This is a genomic window from Parabacteroides caeci, assembly GCF_023656795.1.
GTDB lineage: Bacteria > Bacteroidota > Bacteroidia > Bacteroidales > Tannerellaceae > Parabacteroides > Parabacteroides segnis.
On record NZ_JAMOKT010000040.1, the window covers coordinates 1 to 24,705 of the forward strand.

General features: G+C 44.9%; 20 protein-coding genes and 1 pseudogene. 20 read left to right on the plus strand and 1 reads right to left on the minus strand.

The window, feature by feature from the left end; all coding sequences use genetic code 11:
- Window positions 1-128 precede the first annotated feature (128 nt).
- From NBH15_RS18455 to NBH15_RS18510, 12 genes and pseudogenes are all read left to right on the plus strand, one after another.
- A complete protein-coding gene (locus NBH15_RS18455; protein WP_233566721.1) occupies window positions 129-1,001 on the plus strand; it encodes an SGNH/GDSL hydrolase family protein in 873 nt (290 codons plus the stop codon).
- A gap of 53 nt (window positions 1,002-1,054) precedes the next feature.
- On the plus strand, window positions 1,055-1,729 hold the full coding sequence (locus NBH15_RS18460; RefSeq protein ID WP_128133066.1) for an SGNH/GDSL hydrolase family protein: 675 nt from the start codon (window positions 1,055-1,057) through the stop codon (window positions 1,727-1,729).
- A 134-nt stretch (window positions 1,730-1,863) separates the two neighbouring features.
- Window positions 1,864-4,203, plus strand: coding sequence for a GH92 family glycosyl hydrolase (locus tag NBH15_RS18465; RefSeq protein WP_128133065.1), 2,340 nt, complete (start codon window positions 1,864-1,866; stop codon window positions 4,201-4,203).
- A gap of 18 nt (window positions 4,204-4,221) precedes the next feature.
- Window positions 4,222-6,645 carry a glycoside hydrolase family 3 N-terminal domain-containing protein gene (locus NBH15_RS18470; protein ID WP_250823268.1) on the plus strand — a complete coding sequence of 808 codons (2,424 nt, stop codon included), beginning with the start codon at window positions 4,222-4,224 and terminating at the stop codon, window positions 6,643-6,645.
- A gap of 16 nt (window positions 6,646-6,661) precedes the next feature.
- On the plus strand, window positions 6,662-7,897 hold the full coding sequence (locus tag NBH15_RS18475; protein ID WP_233566720.1) for a glycoside hydrolase family protein: 1,236 nt from the start codon (window positions 6,662-6,664) through the stop codon (window positions 7,895-7,897).
- A pseudogene (locus NBH15_RS29385) lies at window positions 7,897-7,983 on the plus strand (AlbA family DNA-binding domain-containing protein); the annotation flags it as partial. The gene NBH15_RS18475 and the pseudogene NBH15_RS29385, both read left to right, overlap by 1 nt.
- 54 nt (window positions 7,984-8,037) lie before the next feature.
- The gene (locus NBH15_RS18485) at window positions 8,038-8,250 is read left to right on the plus strand and encodes a DeoR family transcriptional regulator (protein WP_244050796.1); all 213 of its coding nucleotides are present in this window, start codon (window positions 8,038-8,040) and stop codon (window positions 8,248-8,250) included.
- Window positions 8,251-8,543: 293 nt separating this feature from the next.
- A complete protein-coding gene (locus NBH15_RS18490) occupies window positions 8,544-8,999 on the plus strand; it encodes a hypothetical protein (protein WP_128133060.1) in 456 nt (151 codons plus the stop codon).
- A 371-nt stretch (window positions 9,000-9,370) separates the two neighbouring features.
- Window positions 9,371-9,847, plus strand: a complete 477-nt coding sequence (locus NBH15_RS18495; RefSeq protein WP_128133059.1) for a helix-turn-helix domain-containing protein — start codon at window positions 9,371-9,373, stop codon at window positions 9,845-9,847.
- On the plus strand, window positions 9,844-11,271 hold the full coding sequence (locus NBH15_RS18500) for a replicative DNA helicase (protein WP_128133058.1): 1,428 nt from the start codon (window positions 9,844-9,846) through the stop codon (window positions 11,269-11,271). Before NBH15_RS18495 ends, NBH15_RS18500 begins: the two co-directional genes overlap by 4 nt.
- 4 nt (window positions 11,272-11,275) lie before the next feature.
- Window positions 11,276-12,772 (plus strand): CHC2 zinc finger domain-containing protein, encoded by a 1,497-nt coding sequence (locus NBH15_RS18505; RefSeq protein ID WP_244050797.1) that lies wholly within the window; start codon window positions 11,276-11,278, stop codon window positions 12,770-12,772.
- A gap of 252 nt (window positions 12,773-13,024) precedes the next feature.
- Complete coding sequence (locus NBH15_RS18510) at window positions 13,025-13,477, plus strand: HU family DNA-binding protein (RefSeq protein WP_244050799.1); 453 nt, start codon at window positions 13,025-13,027, stop codon at window positions 13,475-13,477.
- A gap of 24 nt (window positions 13,478-13,501) precedes the next feature.
- On the opposite strand, the gene NBH15_RS18515 is transcribed toward NBH15_RS18510, so the two are convergent.
- Entirely contained in the window at window positions 13,502-13,753 is a 252-nt protein-coding gene (locus NBH15_RS18515; RefSeq protein WP_128133057.1) for a DUF4248 domain-containing protein, read from the minus strand.
- 100 nt (window positions 13,754-13,853) lie between these two features.
- Here NBH15_RS18515 and NBH15_RS18520 point away from each other — a divergent pair, with 100 nt between their 5' ends.
- From NBH15_RS18520 to NBH15_RS18555, 8 genes are all read left to right on the plus strand, one after another.
- The gene (locus tag NBH15_RS18520; protein WP_128133056.1) at window positions 13,854-14,312 is read left to right on the plus strand and encodes a glucosaminidase domain-containing protein; all 459 of its coding nucleotides are present in this window, start codon (window positions 13,854-13,856) and stop codon (window positions 14,310-14,312) included.
- Between the two features lie 567 nt (window positions 14,313-14,879).
- Entirely contained in the window at window positions 14,880-15,455 is a 576-nt protein-coding gene (locus NBH15_RS18525) for an RNA polymerase sigma-70 factor (RefSeq protein ID WP_128133054.1), read from the plus strand.
- Window positions 15,456-15,497: 42 nt separating this feature from the next.
- A complete protein-coding gene (locus NBH15_RS18530) occupies window positions 15,498-16,538 on the plus strand; it encodes a FecR family protein (protein ID WP_244050800.1) in 1,041 nt (346 codons plus the stop codon).
- Window positions 16,539-16,766: 228 nt separating this feature from the next.
- Complete coding sequence (locus NBH15_RS18535; protein ID WP_250823269.1) at window positions 16,767-20,108, plus strand: TonB-dependent receptor; 3,342 nt, start codon at window positions 16,767-16,769, stop codon at window positions 20,106-20,108.
- A gap of 12 nt (window positions 20,109-20,120) precedes the next feature.
- On the plus strand, window positions 20,121-20,315 hold the full coding sequence (locus tag NBH15_RS18540; protein WP_250823270.1) for a hypothetical protein: 195 nt from the start codon (window positions 20,121-20,123) through the stop codon (window positions 20,313-20,315).
- Window positions 20,316-20,409: 94 nt separating this feature from the next.
- On the plus strand, window positions 20,410-21,900 hold the full coding sequence (locus NBH15_RS18545) for a RagB/SusD family nutrient uptake outer membrane protein (RefSeq protein WP_250823271.1): 1,491 nt from the start codon (window positions 20,410-20,412) through the stop codon (window positions 21,898-21,900).
- Window positions 21,901-21,918: 18 nt separating this feature from the next.
- Window positions 21,919-22,614, plus strand: a complete 696-nt coding sequence (locus NBH15_RS18550; RefSeq protein ID WP_250823272.1) for a DUF3823 domain-containing protein — start codon at window positions 21,919-21,921, stop codon at window positions 22,612-22,614.
- A 108-nt stretch (window positions 22,615-22,722) separates the two neighbouring features.
- Entirely contained in the window at window positions 22,723-24,597 is a 1,875-nt protein-coding gene (locus NBH15_RS18555) for a right-handed parallel beta-helix repeat-containing protein (RefSeq protein ID WP_250823273.1), read from the plus strand.
- The last annotated feature ends 108 nt before the right edge of the window (window positions 24,598-24,705 follow it).

Below are 24,705 nucleotides of genomic sequence, written 5' to 3' on the forward strand. Positions count from 1 at the left end.
CTTATTGCTGGTAGGTTGCTCCTCAGCAGAGCCTACTTCCTCTTAACATCCTGATACAAAGATAAATTATAAAAGTTAATTAATAATGAATTATCCAACTTTGTTTGGATTTTAAATGGAAAGTCTATATGAGACGTGTATTTTTGAGTTGTCTGTTATTTCAACTATTGTGTGCTTGCATGTTGTCGGCAGAGATCACCACTTCCATGGAGAAAATTTGTCGCCACTATGGAATTCTCAATGTGCAGCTACGGGATATTGAAAAGCAATCGGGACATCCCTCCATTGCTGGCATGAAGAGTATCTGTGAACAAGTGACAGCCGCTTTTAATCAATCGGATGATGGGGCAAGTGACGGGGAGAGCATGAATACGGGCTATTTGGCGGATGTAAAAGAGCAATTGTCTAGGAAATATCCTCAAAACAGGACGATTAATTTTGTGTTTCATGGGCATAGCGTCCCTAGTGGCTTTTTTAAGACCCCGGTTGTAAATACGTTGTCGGCTTATCCGCATTTGTTTTTTCATTCGCTAAAAAATAAATATCCCTATGCAGTTGCTAATGTAATAACCACTTCTATTGGTGGAGAAAACTCTGTTGCCGGTTGTAAAAGATTTAAGAAAGAGGTCTTGTCTCATCATCCGGATGTTGTGTTTATTGATTATGCCTTGAATGACCGATATGTAGGATTGGAAAAAAGTGAAAAAGCATGGCGTAAAATGATAGAGATGGCATTAAAGCAAAATATAAAAGTTATCCTACTGACACCGACGCCGGACTTGTCTGAAAAATTACTGGATCCTTTATCTCCTTTGGTAAAACATACTGCAATGATTAAGAGATTGGCAAATGAATATCAAGTTGGATTGGTAGACAGTTATGCTTGCTTTCAGGCTTTGGAAAAGGAGGGCAAAAGTATCAATGACTATATGAGCCAACAGAATCATGTAAATGCAAAAGGGCATCATGTGGTGGCTGAAGAAATAATGAAATATTTTTAACGTATTCGGAACGTTTGGGGTGTCGAGAAAAGATAATAATAAGGAATAATATCATGAGGAAAATTCTATTTTTATGGTTGGCATTGCATACAATGCTGTGTGCTTGGTCACAAAAGAAAGTTGTCAACCGGATAAAGCAGGGAGAGAAGCAGACGATTGTTGTTTACGGGACAAGTCTTTGTGCACTTCCTGACGGTACACTGACATGGCCTGCCATGTTACAAGACAGCATCAATGCGATTTACCCAGATGCCGTGGAGGTGATAAACTCTGCCCGCAGTGCAATGTGGTCGACATGGGGTGTTCAAAATTTGGACGAGAAGGTGTTGTCGAAAAAACCGGATATGGTATTGATTGAATTTGGCATGAATGATGCCTATTTGCCTTATCATACCTCTCTGGAGGTTTGCCGTATCAATGTCGAATATATGATAGACCGCATAAAGGAAGCGAACCCGCAGTGCGAAATTGTTCTTCAAATTATGAATATGCCGATCCGGGAGCATTTGGAAAAACGACCGCATATCAATGCATATTATGATGTTTACCGTAAAATAGCCCGTAAAAGGAAATTGAAACTTATCGACCATTATGCGTATTGGACTGGCATATTAAAACAAGGCGAAGAAGAGTTCCTGAAATATGTGCCGGATGGTATACATCCCCGGGCGTTGGCATGGAAAACGTATACGGTACCTTTTATCTTGAAAGAATTGGGTATAAAGTAATCCGGAGAACCGATGCCTCTTCAGTAGCATGCCATGGAAGTCGATGGTGTGAGGGGTAAGATATACGTGAGTTTAGGATAAGTGAAAAAGTCATTTCAGGTAATGTGTATTGTTTTGTATCAAAAAAGTAAGAGATGAATTATAGAAGTCGTAAATTGTTTTGGTCTTGTGCCATTTCCTTTTTGCTCATCTTCTCGTTTGGAGAGTTGAGTGCCCGGGACAAACAGGTAAAAACGCCCGTTGATTATGTCGAACCTCGTATCGATTCCCATAAATCACGTTGGTTTTATTTTTCTTCGGCTAGCCGGCCCTATGGAATGGTTAGTTTAAGTCCGGATACTTGGGTGAAGGGGAGTTGGAACTCCGGATATTTGTATGACTCTACCGAAGTGAGATGTTTCAGCCATGTTCATTGTTGGCAAATTTCGGGTATTCCGGTGATGCCGACAACTGGTGATGTGGAAGGGCATAAAGGCATGGAAGCTTGTAAATCCCGTTTTTCACATGATACGGAAATAGTCAGGCCCGGGTATCATAAGGTGATATTGGACAGGTATGGCATAACGGCGGAACTGACCTCGACTTCCCGGGTGGGGATGCACCGGTATACGTTTCCGAAAGGAGAGACTGCTAATATTTTACTGGATGTCGGGGCCTTTTTGGGGCATGGAGCCATGGAGAAGGCGGCTATTCGGAAGGTATCGGACAAAGAGGTTGCCGGATATGCTGTAATGGCGCCTACCATGAGGCGGAAAAAGAACTGTACGGTCTATTTTGTCGCCCGCTTCAACCAACGTATGGATGAATTTGGCGGTTGGGAACAGAAAGGGAAGGAAAAGCTACTGACCGGCAAACAGGCATTGGAAGGACAGCATGTGGGCGGTTATGCCCGTTTCAAACGGTTGGGAAAGTCGCCTTTGCTGATGAAAGTTGCCTTGTCGTATGTGGATGAAGAGCAAGCCCGCTTGAATTTGGATACGGAGCTGGATCATTGGAACTTCGATCGGGTGGTCAAGGAGTCGTATGCCGAATGGAACCGTGAACTGGGAAAGATCAAAGTCGAAGGGGGTACGGAGCAGGAGCGTATCAAGTTTTACACCGACCTGTGGCATGTTTTGTTGGGACGTCATACCTATTCGGATGTGAATGGTAAATACACGGACAACACAGGGGATAAATCGTTGGTTTGCCAAGTCCCGTTGGAGAACGGGGTACCCACACGGACGGTATATAACTCAGACGGTTTGTGGGGATCGGAATTTAACTTGAATATTCTCTGGTCTATCGCTTATCCCAAAGTAATGAGCGATTTCGTGTCGACTTTGGTCGGCTACTATCCCACCGGTGGCTTGATTGCCCGTGGACCCAGTGGTGGAAACTATACGTATGTCATGGTGGGCGACCAGGCAATCCCGTTGATTGCCGCTGCTTATAATAAAGGCATACGTGATTTTGATTTGGATGCCGCACTGGAAGGTAGTATCAAAAACGCCGAACCGGGTGGTATACGCGACCATGCCGGATATGAGACGGAAGTGAACGACTATATGACGCATTATGTTGAAAAAGGTTTTGTTCCTGAAGGAATAAAGGGCAATGGCGGTCATCGGGAAGGATGTGCGATGACGCTTTTCTTTGCTTACCAGGATTGGTGTTTGTCCCAATTAGCCAAAGGAATGGGGAATGACAGTATATACCGAAAGTATTATAACCGTTCATTTAATTACCGTTACATGTTTGACCCTCAGGCTGGCTGGATGAGACCTCGTATGAAAGACGGAAGTTGGTTGAAAGATTTTGCACCGGTGGGGGAAGGGTTTAACATGCCGGGATTCGTAGAGAGTAATGCCGCTATCTTTACGTATTATGTGCCGCAAAATATGCCGGATTTAATTTATTTGATCGGAGGAAAGGATTCGTTTGTGAACAAATTGAACCGGCAGTTTGAGTTGGCTGCTCCTACTAATTTTATTACTCCACATGGAAGCCATGCTCGTAATTGGGTCGATTATGAAAACCAGCCTTCCTTGCATATGGCTCATTTGTTCAGCCATGCCGGTGCTCCCTGGCTCACCCAGTACTGGGTACGAAGAATCAAGCAGGATGTGTTTGGTGATATAACCCCTTACGGAGGCTATAACGGGGATGAAGACCAGGGACAGATGGGAGCTCTGGGTGTTTTGATGGCAATCGGTCTGTTTGATGTACAGGGAGGAGCCTCCGTGGAACCTCGTTACGAAATAACTTCGCCTGTTTTTGACAAGATAACCATTCAGCTGGACAACCGGTATTATCCGGGGAAAGAGTTCGTTATCGCGGTTAAAAACAATTCAAAAGAAAACGTTTATATACAATCGGTATGTCTGAACGGTCAGGCTCTGAACAGTTTTCACTTCCCTCATTCCGAATTGGTAAAGGGGGGACTACTGGAAATTGAACTGGGGCCTGAGCCGAATAAGAATTGGGGAAATTAAGTATTTATAAATGATAAGATGAAAATAAGATCAGTATTATTGGCGATCGGCTGTTGTTGCCCGTTGGCATTGTACGCTCAAACCAAGTTCGAATCACAAAAGATATATCCTGCTAAAAGAGAAATCTATAAAAAAGGCTGGATTGACTTTAATAAGAACGGCAAGAAAGATATTTATGAAGATCCTGGACAAAGCATCGATAAACGTATTGATGATTTGTTGTCACAAATGACCTTGGAGGAAAAAACATGCCAACTGGCTACATTGTATGGCTATAAGCGGGTTTTGAAAGATGATCTGCCAACACGTGAATGGAAAAATGCAATCTGGAAAGATGGGATTGCCAACATCGATGAACATTTGAACGGGCTGGTCTCTACTCAATATTCTTTTCCATACAGTAGGCATGCTGAAGCGATTAATGAGGTACAACGCTGGTTTGTGGAAGAAACGCGTTTGGGAATACCTGTCGATTTTTCGAATGAAGGGATCCATGGTTTAAACCATGATCGCTCCACCCCGCTGCCAGCTCCTATTTCTATCGGTAGTACCTGGAATAAAACATTGGTGCGTGAAGCCGGACAAATCGTAGGAAAAGAAGCAAAAGCTTTAGGGTATACGAATGTGTATGCGCCTATTCTGGATGTCGCCCGCGATCAGCGTTGGGGAAGAGTACTGGAATGTTACGGTGAAGATCCTTTTTTGGTAGCCCAGCTCGGGCAACAAATGGTAGAAGGTATCCAGGAAAAAGGAGTAGCATCTACGTTAAAACATTATGCTGTATATAGTGTTCCCAAAGGAGGACGTGACGGATATGCCCGGACCGACCCGCATGTGGCTATGCGTGAGATGCATCAGATTCACCTTTACCCGTACCGGAAGATTGTGAAAGAGTCGAAACCGATGGGAGTGATGAGCAGTTATAATGATTATGATGGGGTTCCTATTTGTGCTAGCCATTATTTTCTAACGGATTTACTACGTGGCGAATACGGTTTCAGAGGATATATTGTATCTGATAGCGATGCGGCTGAATATACGCATTCCAAACATAATGTCGCTGAAAGCATGGAGGAGGCTTATCGTATGGAAGTAGAAGCCGGTATGAACGTCCGGACCAATTTCACCGAACCTGAAACGTTTATTTTGCCCGTGCGTAAGCTTGTCCGCGAAGGCCGTTTGTCAATGGAAACGATAGACCGGAATGTGGCTGATGTCTTACGTGTAAAGTTTCAGTTAGGGTTGTTTGATACTCCTTATGTGGAGGATACTAAAGCGGCGGATAAAATAGTAGCGGCACCGGAGTCGATGGAGTTTGTAAAACGCATGGCACGCGAATCGTTGGTTCTGTTGAAAAATGAAAACCAACTTCTTCCGCTGGATAGGACAAAGCTGAAACGTATTCTGGTAACAGGACCTTTGGCTGTTGATACGACTGCCTATATCAGCAGATATGGGGCGCAGAATCTGGATGTTACCAATGTTTTGGAGGGAATTGGCAACGCTGTCGGAAAAGATATAGAAGTACTTTATTCACAGGGATGTGAGGTCGTGGATGCAACTTGGCCGGAAAGTGAAATAATCCCTACCCCTTTGACTGATGCAGAACAAGATTTAATATCCCAAGCGGTAGAACAGGCTAAATCTTCGGATGTCGTGATTGCCGTATTGGGGGAGGATGCAGCTCGCTGTGGCGAAAATAATTCTCGTACAGGTTTGAATCTGCCTGGGCGACAATTTCAGTTAATACAAGCATTACAAAAGACTGGCAAACCGGTTGTCTTGGTTTTAATTAATGGACAACCTTTAACAATCTGCTGGGAGGACCGGTTTATACCGGCTATTCTGGAGGCTTGGTTCCCCAATGCTTGGGGTGGAAATGCCATTGCTGAAGTATTGTTCGGCGATTATAACCCCGGCGGAAAATTGCCGGTCACTTTTCCTAAAACGATCGGGCAGATTGAATATAATTTCCCTTTTAAACCGGGGGCACATGAGGAACAAGCTTCAGAAGGACCAAATGGCTTTGGGAAGACGGCTGTTTATGGTGCATTGTATCCTTTTGGCTATGGATTGAGTTATACCACTTTTTCCTACTCCAATTTGGTCGTCACACCTGAGAAAGGACATACGAAATCTAACATACAGGTGACTGTAAACGTAACGAATACCGGTTCACGGGAAGGAGATGAAGTCGTTCAGCTATATATCAAAGATTTGTATAGCAGTGTCACTACGTATGTCTCTCAGTTGCGAGGCTTTGAACGCGTGCATCTGAAACCGGGAGAAACGAAAACAGTTACTTTTGTTTTGAAGCCTTCTGATTTGGAATTATTGGATATAAATATGAAGTGGACGGTAGAACCGGGCGACTTTATGGTTTGTATCGGTAGCAGTTCGGAAGATATCCGTTTGGAAAAGCGGTTTACGTTGGAGAAATAATTTAAAAAGAATGGATATGAAGAAAAGGTTAGCTATCGTGTGTCTTTCTCTTCTCTGTATGACACAAGGCTGGTCTCAACACACCTACCAGGCCGGACCTGTTGACATGGAGGTTGTGCAACGCGGTGATTCGGAGTTCCCTGTCGGTTTTTCGGCATTTTCGTTGGAGGGCCATTTTGTCTGGTGTGGTTCGGCTATCCGGGCGGAAGAGGATGGAAGATACTATCTGTTTTATTCTGCCATGGAGTCTGGGCCTGGGCAGCCGCCTTTTGTCGATGCCTGGCTGTTAGGGTCGAAGATAGGGGTCGCTGTTTCCGATTCTCCTTATGGGGGATACAAAAATATTGGTTTTGTCTATAATAAGGACGGCTATACTCCGGACCGGAGTTCGTGGGATGCCCAGACCGTTTCGAATACACATATCAAGCGCTTTAATGGGAAATATTACCTGTATTACTGCGGTTCGGTAGACCCGGGAGAGGATGCCCGTATAAAAGGGACGCTGAGTAAAAGGGACCGTATCCAGCAAAACCAGAAACTGGGAGTGCTGTGTTTTAACTCCATAAAAGAATTGCTGGAGGGTAAATATACCTGTAATGAACAACCGTTGCTTATTCCCCGTTCGCGGGTAAAACCGAATAATGTGTTGGAGCCGTCTCCGGAAGGAACAGCGGTGAAACCGGATAACCTTATCATGGTGAATCCGGCTGTCGTTTATTGTCCGACAAACCGGAAATATTTCCTTTATTTTAAAGGGAATGTCTATGACCCCGGCTGGCGTGGTGTGCATGGGGTGGCCATCTCCGATGAACCCGCCGGCCCTTTCCGGGTATTGGACGATAATGTCTTTGAATTTGAAACAGGCACGGCACAGAAGTTGAATGCAGAAGACCCGTATGTTTGGTATCACCGGAAAGACCGATGTTTCTATGCCGTCTTCAAAGATTTTACCGGAGGATTTACTCAAGGTAAGCCCGGTCTGGCTATCATGTATTCAAAAGACGGGCTTCATTGGGATTTGCCCGAGCACTCTTTATTTATGAACAAGGAGATTATCCTGAAGAATGGCGAACATGTCGATGTGGACCGTCTCGAACGTCCCCAATTGTTTTTAGATGAGAACGATGACCCTATAGTCCTTTATTCCGCCTGTTCCATCACTCCGTTGAATCAGAAGAAAGATGGTAGTTCGTTTAATATACAGATTCCGATAGTGAGGCAGCAGAATGCACCGCATACGATTTTAAATTGATGCTTGAAGAAAGGAAGCCCAAGAGTTGGGTAAAGAGTATAAGTGCTTTTGCCAATGGTTTGGGCGGTTCCCTGTTATGGGGAGTGAGGTTCATCTTGATATTTATGATGACCGCCTTACTGTAATGAATGTCGGAGAGCATGACGGAGACTAAACTCACAGAGCGACAGATGAAAATGCTTAATCTTATAAAAGAGTTACCGACAATCACCGCCAAGAAAATGTCGGAGACTTTGTCGGTGAGCCAACGCACAGTAGAACGCGATCTTTCTACATTAAAAAATAAGGGAGTCTTAATGCGTGAGGGTAAAGATAATGATGGCTTGTGGCAAATACTAATAACAATGGGATAATACACAAAATAAACTTGATAGTTATATTATATGCTTGACTAATTATTCTTTGCACATAATTTTGAGACAATCTGATACAAGTAGGACTATAGTGCTGCCTTATCCGGCACTATAGTCCTACTTGTATCAGCACTACTGTGCTACAACCGATTAGACCATATTGTCGCATCTCAAATCCGCTTTGTCGCATTTGTCAACAAATTGTCAACAAAAATCCGGACAAGTTGTGTAATTGCCTTGTACCTTTATTCGGTAAGGGCTCCGGAAGAAAAAGGCTATAATAAATTAGTCGAATGGAAAAGCAAATTACACATCTTTGTGGCGGGTACTATCGCTCGTTCAAGCAGTTTAAAATACATGTAGAAATGATGGATAATAATATGACTTTTTTGCAGGAATGCGCACGTTTTCTGCTGGAAACGCATGAGGAAAAGAACGAGTTGAAACAATGTTTCACGAACCTTTTTTTTGAAACTTATGGACAACAGATCGCCGGAAACTGCGGCTGTTCACACCTGATTTTCGATCATCAACTGATCCCGGTAAGACAACCGGAATTTTTAATCGACCTGATGCATGTTACCCTGAATTTAGGGGTAATAGATTGTTCTTCAGATCATTTAGGCCGAAATCTTAATGCCGTTTTCAAAACGAAATTCTCCTTGTCGACCTTCCAGAGAAAGTTGCGCGCCAATACCCTCAGGGAAAGTATACTGTATAAAAAAATCAAATCATACAAGGACAAATAACCGGTCTGTACATAAAATAATCAACAGTAAACAGTAAGTTAAAAACGGCCGTTTTTCTTTCGGATACCTTCTTTTTTACGGTCTTAGCTGCAATAAAATTATACTCTTTTGCCTTTTCCCGTTTACTACCTTTGCCTCCGTGATCTTTTAAACGATGAAAGAGGAAACCTTTATAAGAGTCTTTATATAAGATATTCTTTATATATTAATAAGAGTGTCCGGCCGACTGTCCCACGACTGTCCCAAAGGTTTCGTTTGTGTAGGGTAGAGTATTTGAAAATGAGAGATTTACGCAACTGTGGTGCTGTCCCGTCCCTGTCCAGGTGACTGTCCCAGCCTGTAACATGATTGTTTAACTTAAATCGTAAGAGATGAAAGATGAAGATTATCAGAGTGTTAACCCCGAAAAAAGAAAGAAAGGGTTTTTGTGCGTCCCCAATTATTGGCTGGACGACTTTTACTCCGATGAACCGGAGCGGCGTAACAAGGCACGTATTTACCTCTGTTTGCTGAAACATGTTTATTTCGCGGATGGCGAGATCGTAGTCAACGGGCAGAGGATGCCTTGCCGTAAAGGGGAGTGGGTGACCACCTACCGGCAGCTGGAACAGAAGACCGGGGTGGCGCGGACGACTATCAGCCGCTTGATCAAGCTGCTGGCAGAAGAGGGGAACATCCGTATACGTTACGACGGTCATTTTACCTTCGTGCAATTTCCTCCGGCAGGAGTTCCGAAAGATGTTCCTGCTTCCGACGGAAAAGAGCCGCCTCCCGCCAAGCCTGCGAAGCCTCGTACTCCGCCTGCCAGCCGACCGAATTATAACAGATTTAAAGATAAAGAATCATGAAAAACGAACAACCGAAAAACGCCGGACAACCGAAGACAGTCAGTGTCGCAGCCGGCAATTACATGAGTACAGACAATGGGATGCCTTCGTCCGAAGAGATGGAACAGGCCGTCGTATTGGCCATCCTGACGCAGAGCACTGCCATTTGCGAAGTGGGCAACCACCTGCGCCCGGAGATGTTTACCAATCCTGCTTATTGCCTGGTTTACCGGGCGATGCTGGCACTTTACCAGCATGAGGCGGATATCGATATGTTGAGTGTGGAGCGGGAGATGCGACGGATCGACCCGGAGCATGCCGCGCAACTGAACGGGTTGGCTTTTATTGCCGATGGCATGTTGAAGGTGCGCAATGCCCGTTTCATCAAGACGTATGCTGCCTGGGTGATCCGTTGCTGGGTGTTGCGGCAGGCCATTGCCGGGATGACTGCGCGTATGATTGAAGCGCGTGAACCGGGTGTCGACGTGATGGCGTGGCTCAATGCTTCGCGAAAGGACCTGGAGAAGCTGGAAGAGGAATTTGCCGTGCATAGCACCACCCGTACGGCGGCCGAAGTGGGCGACCGGGTGCTGGCGGAGATTTATGACGAGCAGGAGCGGCGTCGTGCAGGCGAGCAATTGCAGATCACTACCGGCATCGACGAGTTCGACCATTATCTGGGCGGACTTTACCGTGGCGAACTGCTCGTGCTCGCCGGGCGTCCGTCGATGGGGAAGACGGCGCTGGCCCTTCACATGGCGTTGGCGGCGGCCCGGCAGGGAAAGAAGGTCTGTTTCTTCAGCCTGGAAATGACCGAACGCCAGCTGATCAGCCGCCTGTTATGCACGTTGAGTGGCGTGGAACCGGACAAGCTGCGTTTTAAATTGATGGATGCCGGTGACCGGCAGCGGCTGGATAAGGCGGCAGCCGAACTGCGCAAGCTGCCTCTTTTCCTCAATTATTGCAGCGGTTGCGGGTTGGCGGAGATACGGGCGCGATGCATGGTGCTGAACCGCAAGCATAAGCTGGACCTGATGATCGTGGATTATCTGAACCTGGTCAACGTCAATGCCGACCGGGGAGAGGTGAAGGACACGATGGACCTGGCCCTGGGCGAAGTGGCGGGAGGATTGAAGACTGTATCCATGGAACAGAACGTCGCCTGCCTGGTCTTGGCACAGCTGAACCGTAACTGCGAAACGCGCACCGACCATATCCCGGTGATGAGCGACCTGCGCAACTCGGGCGAGATCGAACAGATCGCCGACAGCATTGCGATGGTCTACCGTCCGGAACAGTATGGCGAACTGAGTGATCCTGTTACCCGCGAATCATTTTATCATGTGGGCCGCTTTTTCGTCATCAAGAACCGTAACGGCGGCACCGGCGAAGTGCGTTTCCGTTACAACGACAGTCTGACACAGATTTATCCGTATAAAAAATAAGATCATGAACATGCAACAACTGAAAGCCGCCAATCCGATAGAACGGGTGGCGGCACGCTACGGAACCTTACTGCGTTCCGGAGCCAATTACAAGATGCTTTGTCCTTTCCATGACGACCATCATCCTTCGCTCGGCATCCATGTGGGCGGACAGTATTTCAAATGCCATGCCTGCGGGGCGGGAGGTGATGTGGTCGGGTTGGTGATGGGGCTGGAGCATTGCTCCTTTGCCGAGGCGGTGAAGCGCCTGGGCGGGGATAGCCGTGCCGAAGCGACCCCGGCAACCCGGAACGTACAGGAGCAGACGAAGCAGGCTGTGCCTGAGCCGACCCCGAAAGTGACTCCGGAAGTGACCCCGGAACAGGAACTTGTCCGGAAACGGGGGATGGAGGCGAATGTTTGTTTTTTATCCTCCCTGGTCCCCTGTGCTTCGGGCCATACGGAATTGTCGGCTACCTGGCTCGACTTCGGTGTGGCGCAGGCAACGGTGTTTGTACCCGATGACTATCGTTACCTGCGTAACCGTATCGTTTTTCCCATCTATAATGCGGCTGGCGGGTTGACCGGTTTCGGCGGGCGGCGTCCGATGGCGGCTTCGGAGGAGGAGCCTAAATACGTGAATAGCCCGAACAGCCTTTGGTTTGACAAGAGCCGGATGTTGTACGGTATCCACCGGGCTGCGGAGGCGATCCGCCGGGAAGGGTTTGCCTACCTGACCGAAGGGTATAAGGATACGCTGGCGATGCATGCGGGGGGGTTGACCAATACGGTAGCCTTGGGCGGTACGGCTTTTACGGAAGGACAGGCGGAGGTGTTGCGTGGCTTTTGTGGGCGGGCGGTCCTTTTGCTGGATAACGATCCGGCCGGGCGGTCGGCAACGGAGCGTTTGTTGGCGCAGCCTCCCGGCGGCCTATCCCTGGACAGCCTGCTGTTGCCCACGGCGAAGGATGCCGACGAGTTGTTCCGCCGGCTGGGGCGTGATGGCTTTAACCGGTATATGCAACTGCTTACGGAAGAGGTGGGGAAAGGGGAGAAACGTCTGCTGGCCTTCTGCCTGAAATATCCCGAAGTCGCCTCGCATGTGGAACGGATGCTGGAGGAGGACGATCTGTCGTTTACCTCGGAGACGTATCGGAATTTATTGCATTTCACGGCGCAGGGTGTGGCTGTTTCCGACCTGCCGGTCCCCGAATCCCTGTTGGCGGAAATCCTTTCCGGTCTTCTTCCGGAGCTGCCGCTTCCAGCCGGAGTACCGGCATCCCTGTTGAGTGAAGAGGAAGGTACGGTCTGTCATGAATTGGCCGGACATTTCCGCCTGGAGTATTACGAAGAACGTATCCTGAGCGAAACCGCCTGCCTGAACGGACAGCTCCGGGCGGCAACGCCTGCCGACGGCTTCCGTCCCGCCTTACTGGCAGACCTTTCCCGCCATATTTCCCTGCTGGTCCGCCTGGGGGAAGACCTGCAGCGCACGCCGGTGGTGGAGAGGAGGTGGTTATAGTGAATGTTACCGGATGCTTCGCTTCACGCTCACCAGATGAGGCCTTTCATAGAACGCTTTGCGTTCTCCTGGGATTGCCGATACCGATTATCTCGCAAATACGACAAACAAGTAGAAATACCGACAAACAAGTACAACCGCCGACAGCCACCGACAATGGCGGACTGCGCCTTTCTGGCGGGGCGTATCTTTACGATGTAATATTACAAGAGAGAGTAAAACAGATTCAGTAACTTTTTAAATCGTAAAATTATGTCAGTAAAGTATCGATTGGTATTGCGGAAGGATATGACCAAAGGGGCGGCAGCCGACGCAAAGTTGTTTTATGCAGCGAGCAGTTCGAATGGAATGTGCGACCTGGCTGGTTTGTGTGATATCATTGCCGACCGTTCGGCAGCTACCGCCGGTGATGTGAAGCTGGTGCTCGATGGGCTTCTGTTTGTGGTAAAGCAGAAGTTACAGGACGGGCAGACGATCCAGCTGGGTGACCTGGGTTATTTCCAGGCAGTGCTGGGGAGTAAGGGGTCGCCTACGAAAAAGGAGTTTACCACAGATTTGGTGAGGCGGCCGCGTGTCGTCTTCCGTCCGGGCAAGACCCTGTTGGAGCTGACCAAGAAGTTGAAGGTGGAGCGTATGGTGCTCGATAAGAACGAACCGGATTCGGGGAGTGGCAGCGGTGGCGGAGATCGTCCGGAAATAGAATAGGCATCGTAGCCGGGATGCAGTCTGTCAGCATCCCGGTGGTCCCAGGTGGCGGAAGATACAGGCTGCCTGTTTAGGCGTCAGTAGCTTACGCCCGGGTTTCCAGCCATTGGCTCTAAGCTGGGACAATAGTTCCTGGCTGATCCCTATCCAGCGGGCGAGTTGCCTGGAGGCACTTTCGGGTTTGACATGCGGGAAATAGAGGATAGCCAGTTCCTGGTAACCCCATGACCGTTCTTTCCCGTAATCGGATTCGGCAGTCTGTTCATCTGTATTCATAATATACTGTTTTTGGATGGTTTACTGTCTCAAATATAGTGAATTATTCTTTGAATGTCAAGCTTTATGCGATGTTTTATCCGGCTAAATTGAATTTTCCATGACAAAATATGAGTTTGTAAAACGTTTCCTTCCGGAAGCCGAAGTTGCGGAGAAACGGTTCCATCTGAATCCGGTCGTTATGTTGGCACAGGCTGCCATCGAGTCGGGATGGAATGAAAGTAACCTGGCGAAATTACATCGTAACCTGTTCGGTATTACCGGATATGGCCCGTCCAACGAGTTCTGGCACGGTTGCCGGGTGGAATTAGCCCCGCGCGGATTGTCTTTCCGCAAGTATCCCGATACGCAGAGTAGCTTTCTGGATTATGCCCGGCTGATCGTTACGGCTTATCCGGCCGCTGCCGCAGTCAGTTATTATCCTTCTGCTTTTGCGCATGAAATTGCGTACAGCAAATATATCAGCGAAGTAAACGGCGATAACCGGACCGCTTACTGTCATTTGCTCGACCGTCTGTCGGTTGCGATCGGCAAGCTGATCAAAGCACCGGTGTGTTGATTGTCTTCTACCAGTAAATTTTTATCGTATGAAAACACTTCGTATCGTTTGTAATTTCCTTTTATCCCTGGTGCAGGCCCTGTTTCCCCGTGGCCTGAAAGGGAGGCACAGCAGCCCAGGCGATCCCGTGGCTGGCGCTGATAGTACTGTTGTCGCTTCTTCTGAAGCAGACGGAGGTGGCACTGGCTGCCATCGGCGCGATCTTGTCGATCATTCGTCCGGGGAGTCCGCCGGGGACTCATACACCGCAGAATCCGCATTAGAGGAACCTCCTCCGGCAATCACGGCCGGCAATTTGATGGGGTGGCTGTTGATTGGAGCAGTGGCGTTGAAACTGTTCTGTTGATAAGGTATAGGGCTGCATGTATCCGAATGGGTGAATGCAGCCCTATTTGTACAAAATAATCCACTGAATTGGCAATTATATGCTATTTTTTGCGGGGGAATGGGGGACTAACTTTGTAATAATAATATACATCATGATAATTTATTTGGTAAAGAAGTAAGTAAATAAACTATTCAGATCGTTTTCGTACTGAATATTGTTATACCGATGATTCTAATCTTATGAGAGCGAGTGGAGAAAAGGGAAAGCTGAAGCCACAGGACGAGGTGGAATTATTTAAAAAGATTTATGTCGCTTATACCCCTGATTTAGTGGCTACAGCGGCACGCTATGTCAGTATGTCTGTGGCGGAGGACCTGGTGCAGGAATTGTTTTTGAAAGTGTGGAATCAGAAGCTCTTTTTATGTGTTAAGGCATCGGAACTTCGTTACTTCCTGTTTGCTTCTCTCAGAAATTCCTGTCTGGACGTGTTGAGACATGAAGAAGTGAAGCTTGGATATATCGATTACTATAAAAAGAACCTGGAAGTGGAGATCCTTTCCTGTTCCGACCAGCCTTTTTATTATGCAGAAGAAAATAATAACCTGGATGCTCTTTTCAGGGAAGTGAATAAATTGCCACCAAAATGCAGGGAGATATTTCTTGAATCTTATATTGACGGGAAAAAATCGGCAGAGATTGCCCGTGAGAAATGTATATCACAACGGACTGTGGAGGCACAATTGTATAAAGCCCTGAAAATGCTCCGCAGTGCACTGACCCTACTTAGTTTATTTTTTTCTCTTTTGAGTAAGTAAATACAGGATAAAGCACGTTTTGAGTATAGAAATGCAAAAATCATGGATAATAAAGAACATATCGATTTTGAGGAGTTGTTGATCCGGTATCTTCAGGGTACGGCTGATGCTCAGTCTTTACAACAATTGCTGGAGGTTGTCAGGAAGTCGGAAGACAAGAAGAATGAACTGGCACGGCTGAAAGCAATTTATGACTCTTTGTCTGTACAGGTCGATGCATTGAAGTATCCGATAGATGCCAGCTGGGAAAAGATGAGGCAGAAGATAGATTCGGAAATACCTGCGACAAAGCTGAAAGGTCCGACAATCAGGAATATTACCACCTTGTGGTCGTATGCCGCAGTCTTTTTACTGGCTGTATTACTGGCAGGACAATATTTTTATTATCAGAATAAAAGTCTGCGGGCAGTACCCCAGGATAGCTATACCCGGTTTGTGGTGGAAAAAGGCAGTGGGAAAAGTTCCTTGTTCTTGCCGGACGGGACAAAGGTGCTGCTGAATGCCGGAACGACGATTCAGTATCCGACACGGTTTGATCAGAAGGAACGGACTGTCATGTTGGAGGGAGAAGGTTATTTTGAGGTGGCAAAGAATGAACAAAAGCCGTTTGTCGTCCGGCTGAAAGGATATGATATAAAAGTTCTGGGAACTGTCTTTAACGTTAAGGCTTATCCGGACATGGATTATTCGACTACTTCCCTTATTTCCGGAAAAGTGTTTCTGACTTCCTATGATACGGAAGGCGTTGTCTGTAACGAACAGGTCCTGCGGCCGAGCGAGACTGCCCGGATCGACAGGCAGAGCGGAGTTATTACGACCTATCGGGGAGATGAAGACTTCCAACTGGCTTGGACGAAGGGACTTTATAAATTCAAGGATAAGCCTTTCTCCGAAGTCGTAGCGGAGTTGGAACGTCTTTATGACGTCACGATCCTGATTGAAGATGAAAAACTAGCCCAGGCTATTTTTACAGGAAGTTTTGTACTGGAGAATACTATAGAAAAAGTGCTGAAACCTTTGGGGCAGTATAATAAGTTCCGGTACAGGATGGAAGGACAGGTTATCCGTATTTACCCTAAATAACAATCCCTGATGTTTAACTTTAAAATAACAGAACCATGGAACCACCCTACTGATCAGCCTAAAGAAAAATTCGGGAAATGCGAGGCACCTCCCGAACTATTATTCATTTCAGTCCTTCCGGCAACGTCGGCAAAACAGTAACGGAAAGACTTCAAACTTAAAATAATACACAAAAATATGGAAAAATATCAAGAGTGGGGCTTTTTGTCTCCAAAAATAAGGCGTATCATGAAATTAACACTATTATTTACGCTGTTATGCATATTGCACATCTCTGCTAATACCTATGCACAAACCACTCAAGTATCGGTAGACGTACAAAATGGTACTTTCTATGATGTGGTGAAACAAATTGAAAAACAGTCGGAATATCTTTTTTTCTACAATAGTAAAGATATCCCGAATGATTTGCCGGTTAGTCTCCAAGAGACTAAATCCAATATCACTGTGATATTGGATCATCTGGTAAAGGAATATAATTTATCGTATAAGATAAATGACAGGCATATATTCCTTACCAGAAATACAGCAGTTCAACAACAGCAACAACAAGGAAAGCGAATAACGGGAACAGTAAAAGATCCGAATGGCGAACCGGTTATCGGTGCCAACGTCATGGAGAAAGGGACAACGAACGGAACGATAACGGATGTCGAAGGGAGAATCTCCCTTAATGTAGCATCAAGTGATGCTACATTAATAATTACCTATATAGGATATGCTTCAACTGAAATTAGCAGTAAGAATGAATCTGTTATCAATGTGACGTTGAAGGAAGACAGTAAAGCTTTGGAAGAAGTGGTGGTTGTGGGATATGGAACACAGAAAAAAGCGACATTGACTGGCGCTGTTAGTAATATTGGTGGCGAAGAGTTAGTAAAAACTCGTAATGAGAATGTGAAGAATATGCTTTCTGGTAAAATACCGGGTGTCCGTGTCGTTCAGAAATCAGGGGAGCCGGGAAGTTATAACTCGGATTTGCAGATTCGTGGTATGGGGGCTCCATTGATTATTATTGATGGTGTTCCTCGTTCCAATATGGATTGTCTGGATCCGAATGAAATAGAATCATTCTCTGTTTTGAAAGATGCTTCGGCTGCTATTTATGGTGTGAAGGCAGCCAACGGTGTAATTATTATTACAACGAAACGAGGAAAAACGTCTAAACTGACTTTGGATTACAATGGATCGGTAGGATGGCAACAAGCATCCAATATTCCGGAGACATTGAATGCGGCTGAATGGATGGAACTGACCAACGAAAACTCCATCAACAAAGGTGGTAGTTTGATGTTCTCGGCTGAAGAGATTGATGCGTATCGTAAAGGTTTGAAGCCGGAGACCAAATGGTCGGATGTCGGATTTGACAAGATTGCACCTCAAACACAACACAGTATCAGCGCACAAGGTAAGTCTGAAAAGATTGATTATTTCATGAACTTTGGTTATCTGAAACAGGATGGTTTCTATTCCAGTGGCGATTTGAATTATGATCGTTACAATGTGCGTACGAATATCAATGGACAGATAACGAAAAACCTGAAAGTCGGTATGCAATTGAATGCTATGATGGGTACGAAGAATGAACCTATCATGGATGCTTGGGAAGTGTACAAAGCGGCATGGATGCATATTCCGACATTACCGGTTTATGCCAATAATAATCCGGCTTATTTGCAACAATTGCCGGGGGCTTATCATCCGATAGCTTTGACAACAGCTGATATTAGTGGATTTAGGAAAAATAAGCAATATTTATTTCAAGGTACATTTTCTGTAGATTATTCAGTGCCTTTCATTAAAGGGTTAAGTGCTGGTGCTATGTATAGCTATGATTACGATAACGCAGATAATCGTTATTCTAGAAAAGAGTATAGCTTGTATGAATATGAAGCAGCCTCTGATTCTTATCAAGCATTTAAGGCATATTCTCCTTCTTTAATTAGTCGTAGTTACGCCAAAAATGAAAAGACATTGTTACAGTTAAAATTGAATTATGAACGTACATTTAATGAAATTCATAATTTGAAAATATTGGCATTATACGAAGAGACAACCAATAAGGGTGACAATTTCGCCGCACAGAGGGAGTTGCCGATGGATGCCGTAAGTGAGATTTTTGCAGGAGCTACCAAAAATCAGCAAGCAACGTCCAATGCCGGAGGCTTGTATGATTTGGCAAATAAGGCATTCGTGGGACGTGTAAATTATGACTTCAAGTCGAAATATTTAGCAGAGTTCAGTTTTCGTTATGACGGTTCTTCTATGTTCGCTAAAGGTGCTCAATGGGGATTCTTCCCTTCTTTCTTAGGTGCATGGCGTATTTCAGAGGAAGATTTCTTTAAGAATTGCTCGGCATTGTCGTTTGTCAATAATTTGAAGATTCGAGGTACGTATGGTATCTTGGGAGATGATGCCGCTTCATCTTATCAGTTCTTATCTGGATATACCTATCCCAGTGGAGGGTATATGTTAGGTAGTTCTTTTATCAGCGGTTTAGGTTTCCGTGGCATGGCGAATCCGAACATCACTTGGTATGAAGCTCGTATGGCTGACTTAGGTTTGGATATCGATATGTGGAACGGGCTGTTGAGTTTCCAAGGAGATATCTTCGGACGTTACAGGACAAATCTGTTGTCTACACGAGTATTATCTGTTCCCGGTACATTAGGTGCTGCGTTGCCTCAGGAAAATTTGAATGGTGATTTGACGCGCGGTTTTGAAATCGGATTGTCTCATACGAATACAATTGGTGATTTCCATTATACAGTTTCCGGTAATGTCTCTTATACCCGATCGATGAACAAATACATTGAGCGTGCAGAGTCGAATAATTCTTATCGGAATTGGCGTGACAATTATAATGATCGTTATAGCGATTTCTATTGGGGATATGATTTCGTGGATTATTTCTATTCCATGGATCAGATCTGGAATGCCCCTGTTCAAGACAACAAAGGTAATTCAATCCTTCGTCCGGGTGATTATCAGTATGAAGACTGGAATGAAGATGGTATTATTGACGATAATGATGCCCGCCCGATTGATTTGTCAGGAGCTCCGCGCATTAACTTCGGTTTTACATTGGCAGGAACGTATAAAGGTTTTGATGTGAATTTATTATTCCAGGGAGCAGCCAAAGGTACTGTTATTAATCAAGTACAGATGGAAAGACCTTTGACTTGGGATAGAGGTGGACTTTCTATGTTTATGGATCGTTGGCATACAGCCGAGATGGGCGCAGATCCGAAAGATCCGAATACGATATGGGTACCGGGGTATTATCCATCTACGAATAATGGAGGTGAAACAACGAACTATTGGACCTCTTCCCGTAGTATCCAGAATGTCAATTACCTGCGTTTGAAAAGTGCAGAAGTAGGGTATACCATCCCGAAGCAATTGATTCAAAAAGTGGGTATTGAAAATTTGCGCGTTTACTTTAATGCCTATAATCTATTTACTCTTACAGGATTGAAATACATCGATCCGGAGCATCCAAGTGATTCATATAGTTGTTTGTATCCTATTACAAAGACCTATAATGTAGGAGTCAATGTCACATTTTAATCGGTAAATATCATGAAAAAGTTAATATCAATATTATTTAGTAGTATTCTGTTGGGAACCAGTTGTAATACATTGGATGTTCCCCCAATTAATATCATCCAGGATAAGGATATTTTTACATCCGAATCGGGTGTTACGGCGTATATATCGTCGCTATACAACGATATGCCCATACAAGACTTGCAAGCTACTGCCCTGGGGATTTAAAAATTTTTGGAATTCTTGGCCACAAGGCGGTCACATGTCCGGTGAATTGGTAAATAATATGTTGTTTTTTGTCTGGGATTCACCCTCTGGGGGTATGTTCCAGTTTTGGGCGTATGACCGGGTAAGGAAAATAAACTATTTAATTGAGAATTTGCCTCAATATGCACCAAACTTCCCTGAAAGTTTGGTGAATACTTGGTTGGGAGAAGCCTATTTCTGTCGTGCTTATTACTATTTTGCCATGGTGAACCGATACGGTGCTGTCCCATTGGTGAAGGAGGTGAAGAATTACCCGGAAACCAGTATTGAGGAATTGCAAATTCCACGAAATACCCAGCAAGAGGGATGGGAATTTGTCGCTGAAGATTTGGATAAAGCGATTGAATTGTTACCAGAAACCAGTTTGGAACGTGGACGTATCAATAAGTATGTCGCTTATGGTTTAAAATCAAGAGCCATGCTTTATGCAGCATCTCTTTGTCAGTTTGATACTCCGGCCAGTGGATATGAAGAACTTTTAGGTATGCCAGCCTCTAAAGCTCAAAGTTATTATCAGGCAGCATACGATGCTGCTTCTAAATTGGAGGGTAAATACTCATTGTATAACAAGTACACGGATAAATTTGAAAACTATTGGAATTTGTTTTTGGATGAAGACAATCCGGAGGTGGTGTTTGCTGAATACTATCAATATCCGGAAAAGACTCATAGTTGGGATGTCCATCAAATACCATTTCAAATAAGAGGACCGGAAGGATATTCGGGTATTTTGAATCCGACTTTGGAAATCGTGGAACTGTTTGACGATGTAGAGGGTAATCCATTTATATTAAAGACGGTCGATGAAAAAGGTGAACCGATTCGTTATGACGATCCGTTCGACATCTTTAAAGGCGTGGAACCGCGTTTAAGAGCCAGTGTCATCTTACCGAACGATGAGTATAAAGGAGAAACGATTGAAATCCGAAAAGGTATTTGGACCAGCTATCCGGATGGCGAGTTGAAAACGACTTCTGACTTTTCAGTGATGTATAAGGATATGCCAGTGATGGGTAAAAGTGGAATGGGACATAATGAAACGACTACTACAGGATTTTTGGTTCGGAAGTATCAGAATCCGAATATGCCTAACAGTCAGGTTATCCATGGACGTTCTACCACTCAGTTTATCGAAATGCGCTATGCGGAAATTTTGTTGAACAGGGCAGAGGCCGCTTTCTATTTAGGTAAAAAGCAAGAGGCATTAGATTTGATTAATCAGGTCAGAGAGAGAGCCGGTGCTAAATTGTATACGTTGAACCAATTGACAGAAGACAATCTTCGTAAGGAAAGACGTATGGAGTTGGTGTTTGAAAATCATAGTTTTTGGGATTTGCGTAGATGGAGAATCGCGGATAAATTGATGAATAATAAGAAATATACCGCTTTGTATCCTTATTATGTGTATGATGAAGGCAAGTATATCTTTACAAAAGAAGAAGTAGGTACTACGTACACGTATGATGTCAAAGTCAATTATGCGAAAGTGCCGGCAGGTGAAATCTCCAAGAATCCGAATTTGTTACCAGACAATCCAGGTTATTAATTTAATAGTTATAACAAGATGAAAAAGAGAAGTATATTAGCGTGTATGTTGTTTGCTTTGGGCATGATCTCCTGTGGTGATATCGATAATATGGATGGTCCCAATGCTGTAATTGCAGGTAGTTTGATAGATGAAACAACGAATAAGCCTATCATATCTGAACAGCCGAATGGTTTCCGGATAAAGATGGTGGAGACGAGTTGGAGTGAATCGGCTACACCAGAATATTTCTGGGGAAAAGCGGATGGTACATTTAAGAACACGAAGATATTCAGTGCTACTTATGATGTACAACCGGTAGAAGGGGCTTTCTTTCCGGTAGAACCTGTATCTGTAACAATCAAGAAGTCTGAAAATATAGACTTTAAGGTTACTCCTTATTTATCGATTCACCCTAAAAAGGTAGAGATTATAGGAGATGCCATTGAGGTTGAATGGAATATTTCCCGAACTAAGGTTGGAGATAAAATTTTGGATACCCGTGTATTTGTTGTTCATGATAATCCGAATGTAGGTACGAATTATTTTACAACGGCACTGAGCCCGATGGTCGATTTGAGTAGTGTACCGGATGAGGTAGTTTTATCAACAACCTATAAACAGACGATAACAGGGCTGACTAAAGGAAAGACTTATTATGTGAAGATTGGTGCGCGAACGAATAATTCGAGCAAACGTTATAACTTTGCGGAAACGGTTAAGTTGGAATATTAATTGTTGTTTGCTCTAAGATAACGTGTGTATATTCAATTGTAACAACAGTTATTGACACAATGATAGCCAATAACTGTTGTTATTGTTTTAAAACGATAAATTAATATCATGAGAAAAATTCTGTATCTTATTCTAGTATCCAGCTTGTGTTGTAATATGTTGCAAGCAAGAGAGTATCATGTATCTCCCAAGGGGAGTGATAATAATGCCGGGACGGTGGAGGCTCCTTTCAAAACTATCAATCGGGCAGCTCGAAAGGTATTACCCGGCGATGTGGTGACGGTGCATGAAGGGGTGTATCGGGAATGGATAAAACCGATGTATGGCGGAACCAGCGACAATCGGCGGATTGTTTATCAGGCAGCCGAAGGGGAAAAGGTGGAGATTAAAGGTTCTGAAGTGATCAAAGGGTGGAAGAAAGAGGGAAAAGGCATTTGGAAGGTGGTGATTCCTAACACGCTATTCGGTGATTTCAATCCTTATAAAGAACTGTTTGATGGCGACTGGATTATCAATGATGGGCGTGTCACTCATTTGGGGGAAGTCTACTTGAATGGAGAGGCGTTCTATGAAGTAGATTCTTTGAGTAAATTACAAAATCCGAAGCCGCATATATGCAAGGCGGATTCGGAGGGAACGACCGACTTTTGGTATTGTGAAACGGATGACAAAAACACGACCATCTGGGCTCGTTTCGGTACCGCAGACCCCAATAAGGAATGTGTCGAGGTGGTAGCCCGTCCGACCTGTTTCTATCCGGATAAGCAGCAATTGGATTATATCACCATCAAAGGGTTTGAAATGAGCCAGGCCGGAACGAAGTGGGCTTCGCCGACGAATGAACAGGTGGGGGTAATCGCTACGCACTGGTGTAAAGGTTGGATTATAGAAAATAATATCATCCACGATGCCAAGAGTACAGGCATTACGTTGGGCAAGGAGCGTACAACCGGCGACGGAGTACTTCCTGCTGATGATGCCGACGGCGTGAAGGATGGACATATCTCTTATATAGAAGTCGTATTCAACACGACACGCCATGGCTGGAACAAAGAAACGATAGGTTCTCACATTGTCCGTAACAATACGATCTATAATTGCGAACAAACGGCCATTTGTGGAACGATGGCTGCCTTTAGCGAAGTTTATGGCAATCATATCTACAATATTCACGTAAAGGATCAGTATAACGGGTATGAGATTGCCGGGATCAAGTTCCATGGGGCGATTGATGCCGTGATAAGGAACAACCGTATCCATGATTGTCCGTTGGGGATGTGGTTGGATTGGATGACGCAAGGAACACACGTGTCGAGCAATTTGATGTATAATAATGGAAATGATTTGTTCATAGAAGTGTCCCATGGCCCGTATATTGTGGACAATAACCTGTTCCTTTCCTCTCATTCACTTATGCAATCAACGGATGGGGGAGCTTACTTGAATAATCTTTTTGGGGGAAAGTTGACCTTGCAAGCAGACTATACCCGTTTTACCCCTTATCACTTGAACCATTCTACCGAGCTTAAAGGTGTAAGTCCGATAAAACATGGCGACCTGCGTTTTTATAACAATATTTTTGTAGGAAGGGGTGATAAAAAGTTGTATGGCTTGGATTTCTTGAATGAAGTGAAAGGACCTATTTATGCCGAAGACAATCTGTTCTGTAATGGTGCTTGTCCCATGAAGGAGAAAGAACAGGGTGTGGTAGAAGATGCGTTCAACCCCTCTTTCAAAGTGGAAGAGGTTGGGGATGAAGTGTATATAACATTCGAAGGGGAAACTAAATTGTCTCGGTTGAAAGGTAAACCGGTCAATACGGAACGTTTGGGAGTAGCCAAGTTGACAAGATACCCGTTCGAGAATCTCGATGGCACTCCGTTTGTATTGGATAAGGATTTCTTAGGGAAAGAACGGTCAACTGTTGCGCCTTCTATAGGCCCGTTTGAAACATTATCAGGTAATCGTATCAAAGTTTGGTGATGGTTGGCAAGCAATAATAATCCACTAAATAAGCAGCTATTTGCTATTTTTCATAGTGATAGCTGCTTTTATATTTGTAACTTGAAATGAAATATTCATGCCATGAAA

Coding starts and splice junctions, on each gene's coding strand:
- NBH15_RS18530 (WP_244050800.1), top strand. CDS start 15,498: ATGGATAATAAAGAACATATCGATTTTGAGGAGTTGTTGATCCGGTAT.
- NBH15_RS18500 (WP_128133058.1), top strand. CDS start 9,844: ATGAAAAACGAACAACCGAAAAACGCCGGACAACCGAAGACAGTCAGT.
- NBH15_RS18510 (WP_244050799.1), top strand. CDS start 13,025: ATGTCAGTAAAGTATCGATTGGTATTGCGGAAGGATATGACCAAAGGG.
- NBH15_RS18545 (WP_250823271.1), top strand. CDS start 20,410: ATGTTCCAGTTTTGGGCGTATGACCGGGTAAGGAAAATAAACTATTTA.
- NBH15_RS18490 (WP_128133060.1), top strand. CDS start 8,544: ATGGAAAAGCAAATTACACATCTTTGTGGCGGGTACTATCGCTCGTTC.
- NBH15_RS18550 (WP_250823272.1), top strand. CDS start 21,919: ATGAAAAAGAGAAGTATATTAGCGTGTATGTTGTTTGCTTTGGGCATG.
- NBH15_RS18470 (WP_250823268.1), top strand. CDS start 4,222: ATGAAAATAAGATCAGTATTATTGGCGATCGGCTGTTGTTGCCCGTTG.
- NBH15_RS18475 (WP_233566720.1), top strand. CDS start 6,662: ATGAAGAAAAGGTTAGCTATCGTGTGTCTTTCTCTTCTCTGTATGACA.
- NBH15_RS18535 (WP_250823269.1), top strand. CDS start 16,767: ATGAAATTAACACTATTATTTACGCTGTTATGCATATTGCACATCTCT.
- NBH15_RS18515 (WP_128133057.1), bottom strand. CDS start 13,753: ATGAATACAGATGAACAGACTGCCGAATCCGATTACGGGAAAGAACGG.
- NBH15_RS18520 (WP_128133056.1), top strand. CDS start 13,854: ATGACAAAATATGAGTTTGTAAAACGTTTCCTTCCGGAAGCCGAAGTT.
- NBH15_RS18465 (WP_128133065.1), top strand. CDS start 1,864: ATGAATTATAGAAGTCGTAAATTGTTTTGGTCTTGTGCCATTTCCTTT.
- NBH15_RS18540 (WP_250823270.1), top strand. CDS start 20,121: ATGAAAAAGTTAATATCAATATTATTTAGTAGTATTCTGTTGGGAACC.
- NBH15_RS18525 (WP_128133054.1), top strand. CDS start 14,880: ATGAGAGCGAGTGGAGAAAAGGGAAAGCTGAAGCCACAGGACGAGGTG.
- NBH15_RS18485 (WP_244050796.1), top strand. CDS start 8,038: ATGACGGAGACTAAACTCACAGAGCGACAGATGAAAATGCTTAATCTT.
- NBH15_RS18460 (WP_128133066.1), top strand. CDS start 1,055: ATGAGGAAAATTCTATTTTTATGGTTGGCATTGCATACAATGCTGTGT.
- NBH15_RS18505 (WP_244050797.1), top strand. CDS start 11,276: ATGAACATGCAACAACTGAAAGCCGCCAATCCGATAGAACGGGTGGCG.
- NBH15_RS18555 (WP_250823273.1), top strand. CDS start 22,723: ATGAGAAAAATTCTGTATCTTATTCTAGTATCCAGCTTGTGTTGTAAT.
- NBH15_RS18495 (WP_128133059.1), top strand. CDS start 9,371: ATGAAAGATGAAGATTATCAGAGTGTTAACCCCGAAAAAAGAAAGAAA.
- NBH15_RS18455 (WP_233566721.1), top strand. CDS start 129: ATGAGACGTGTATTTTTGAGTTGTCTGTTATTTCAACTATTGTGTGCT.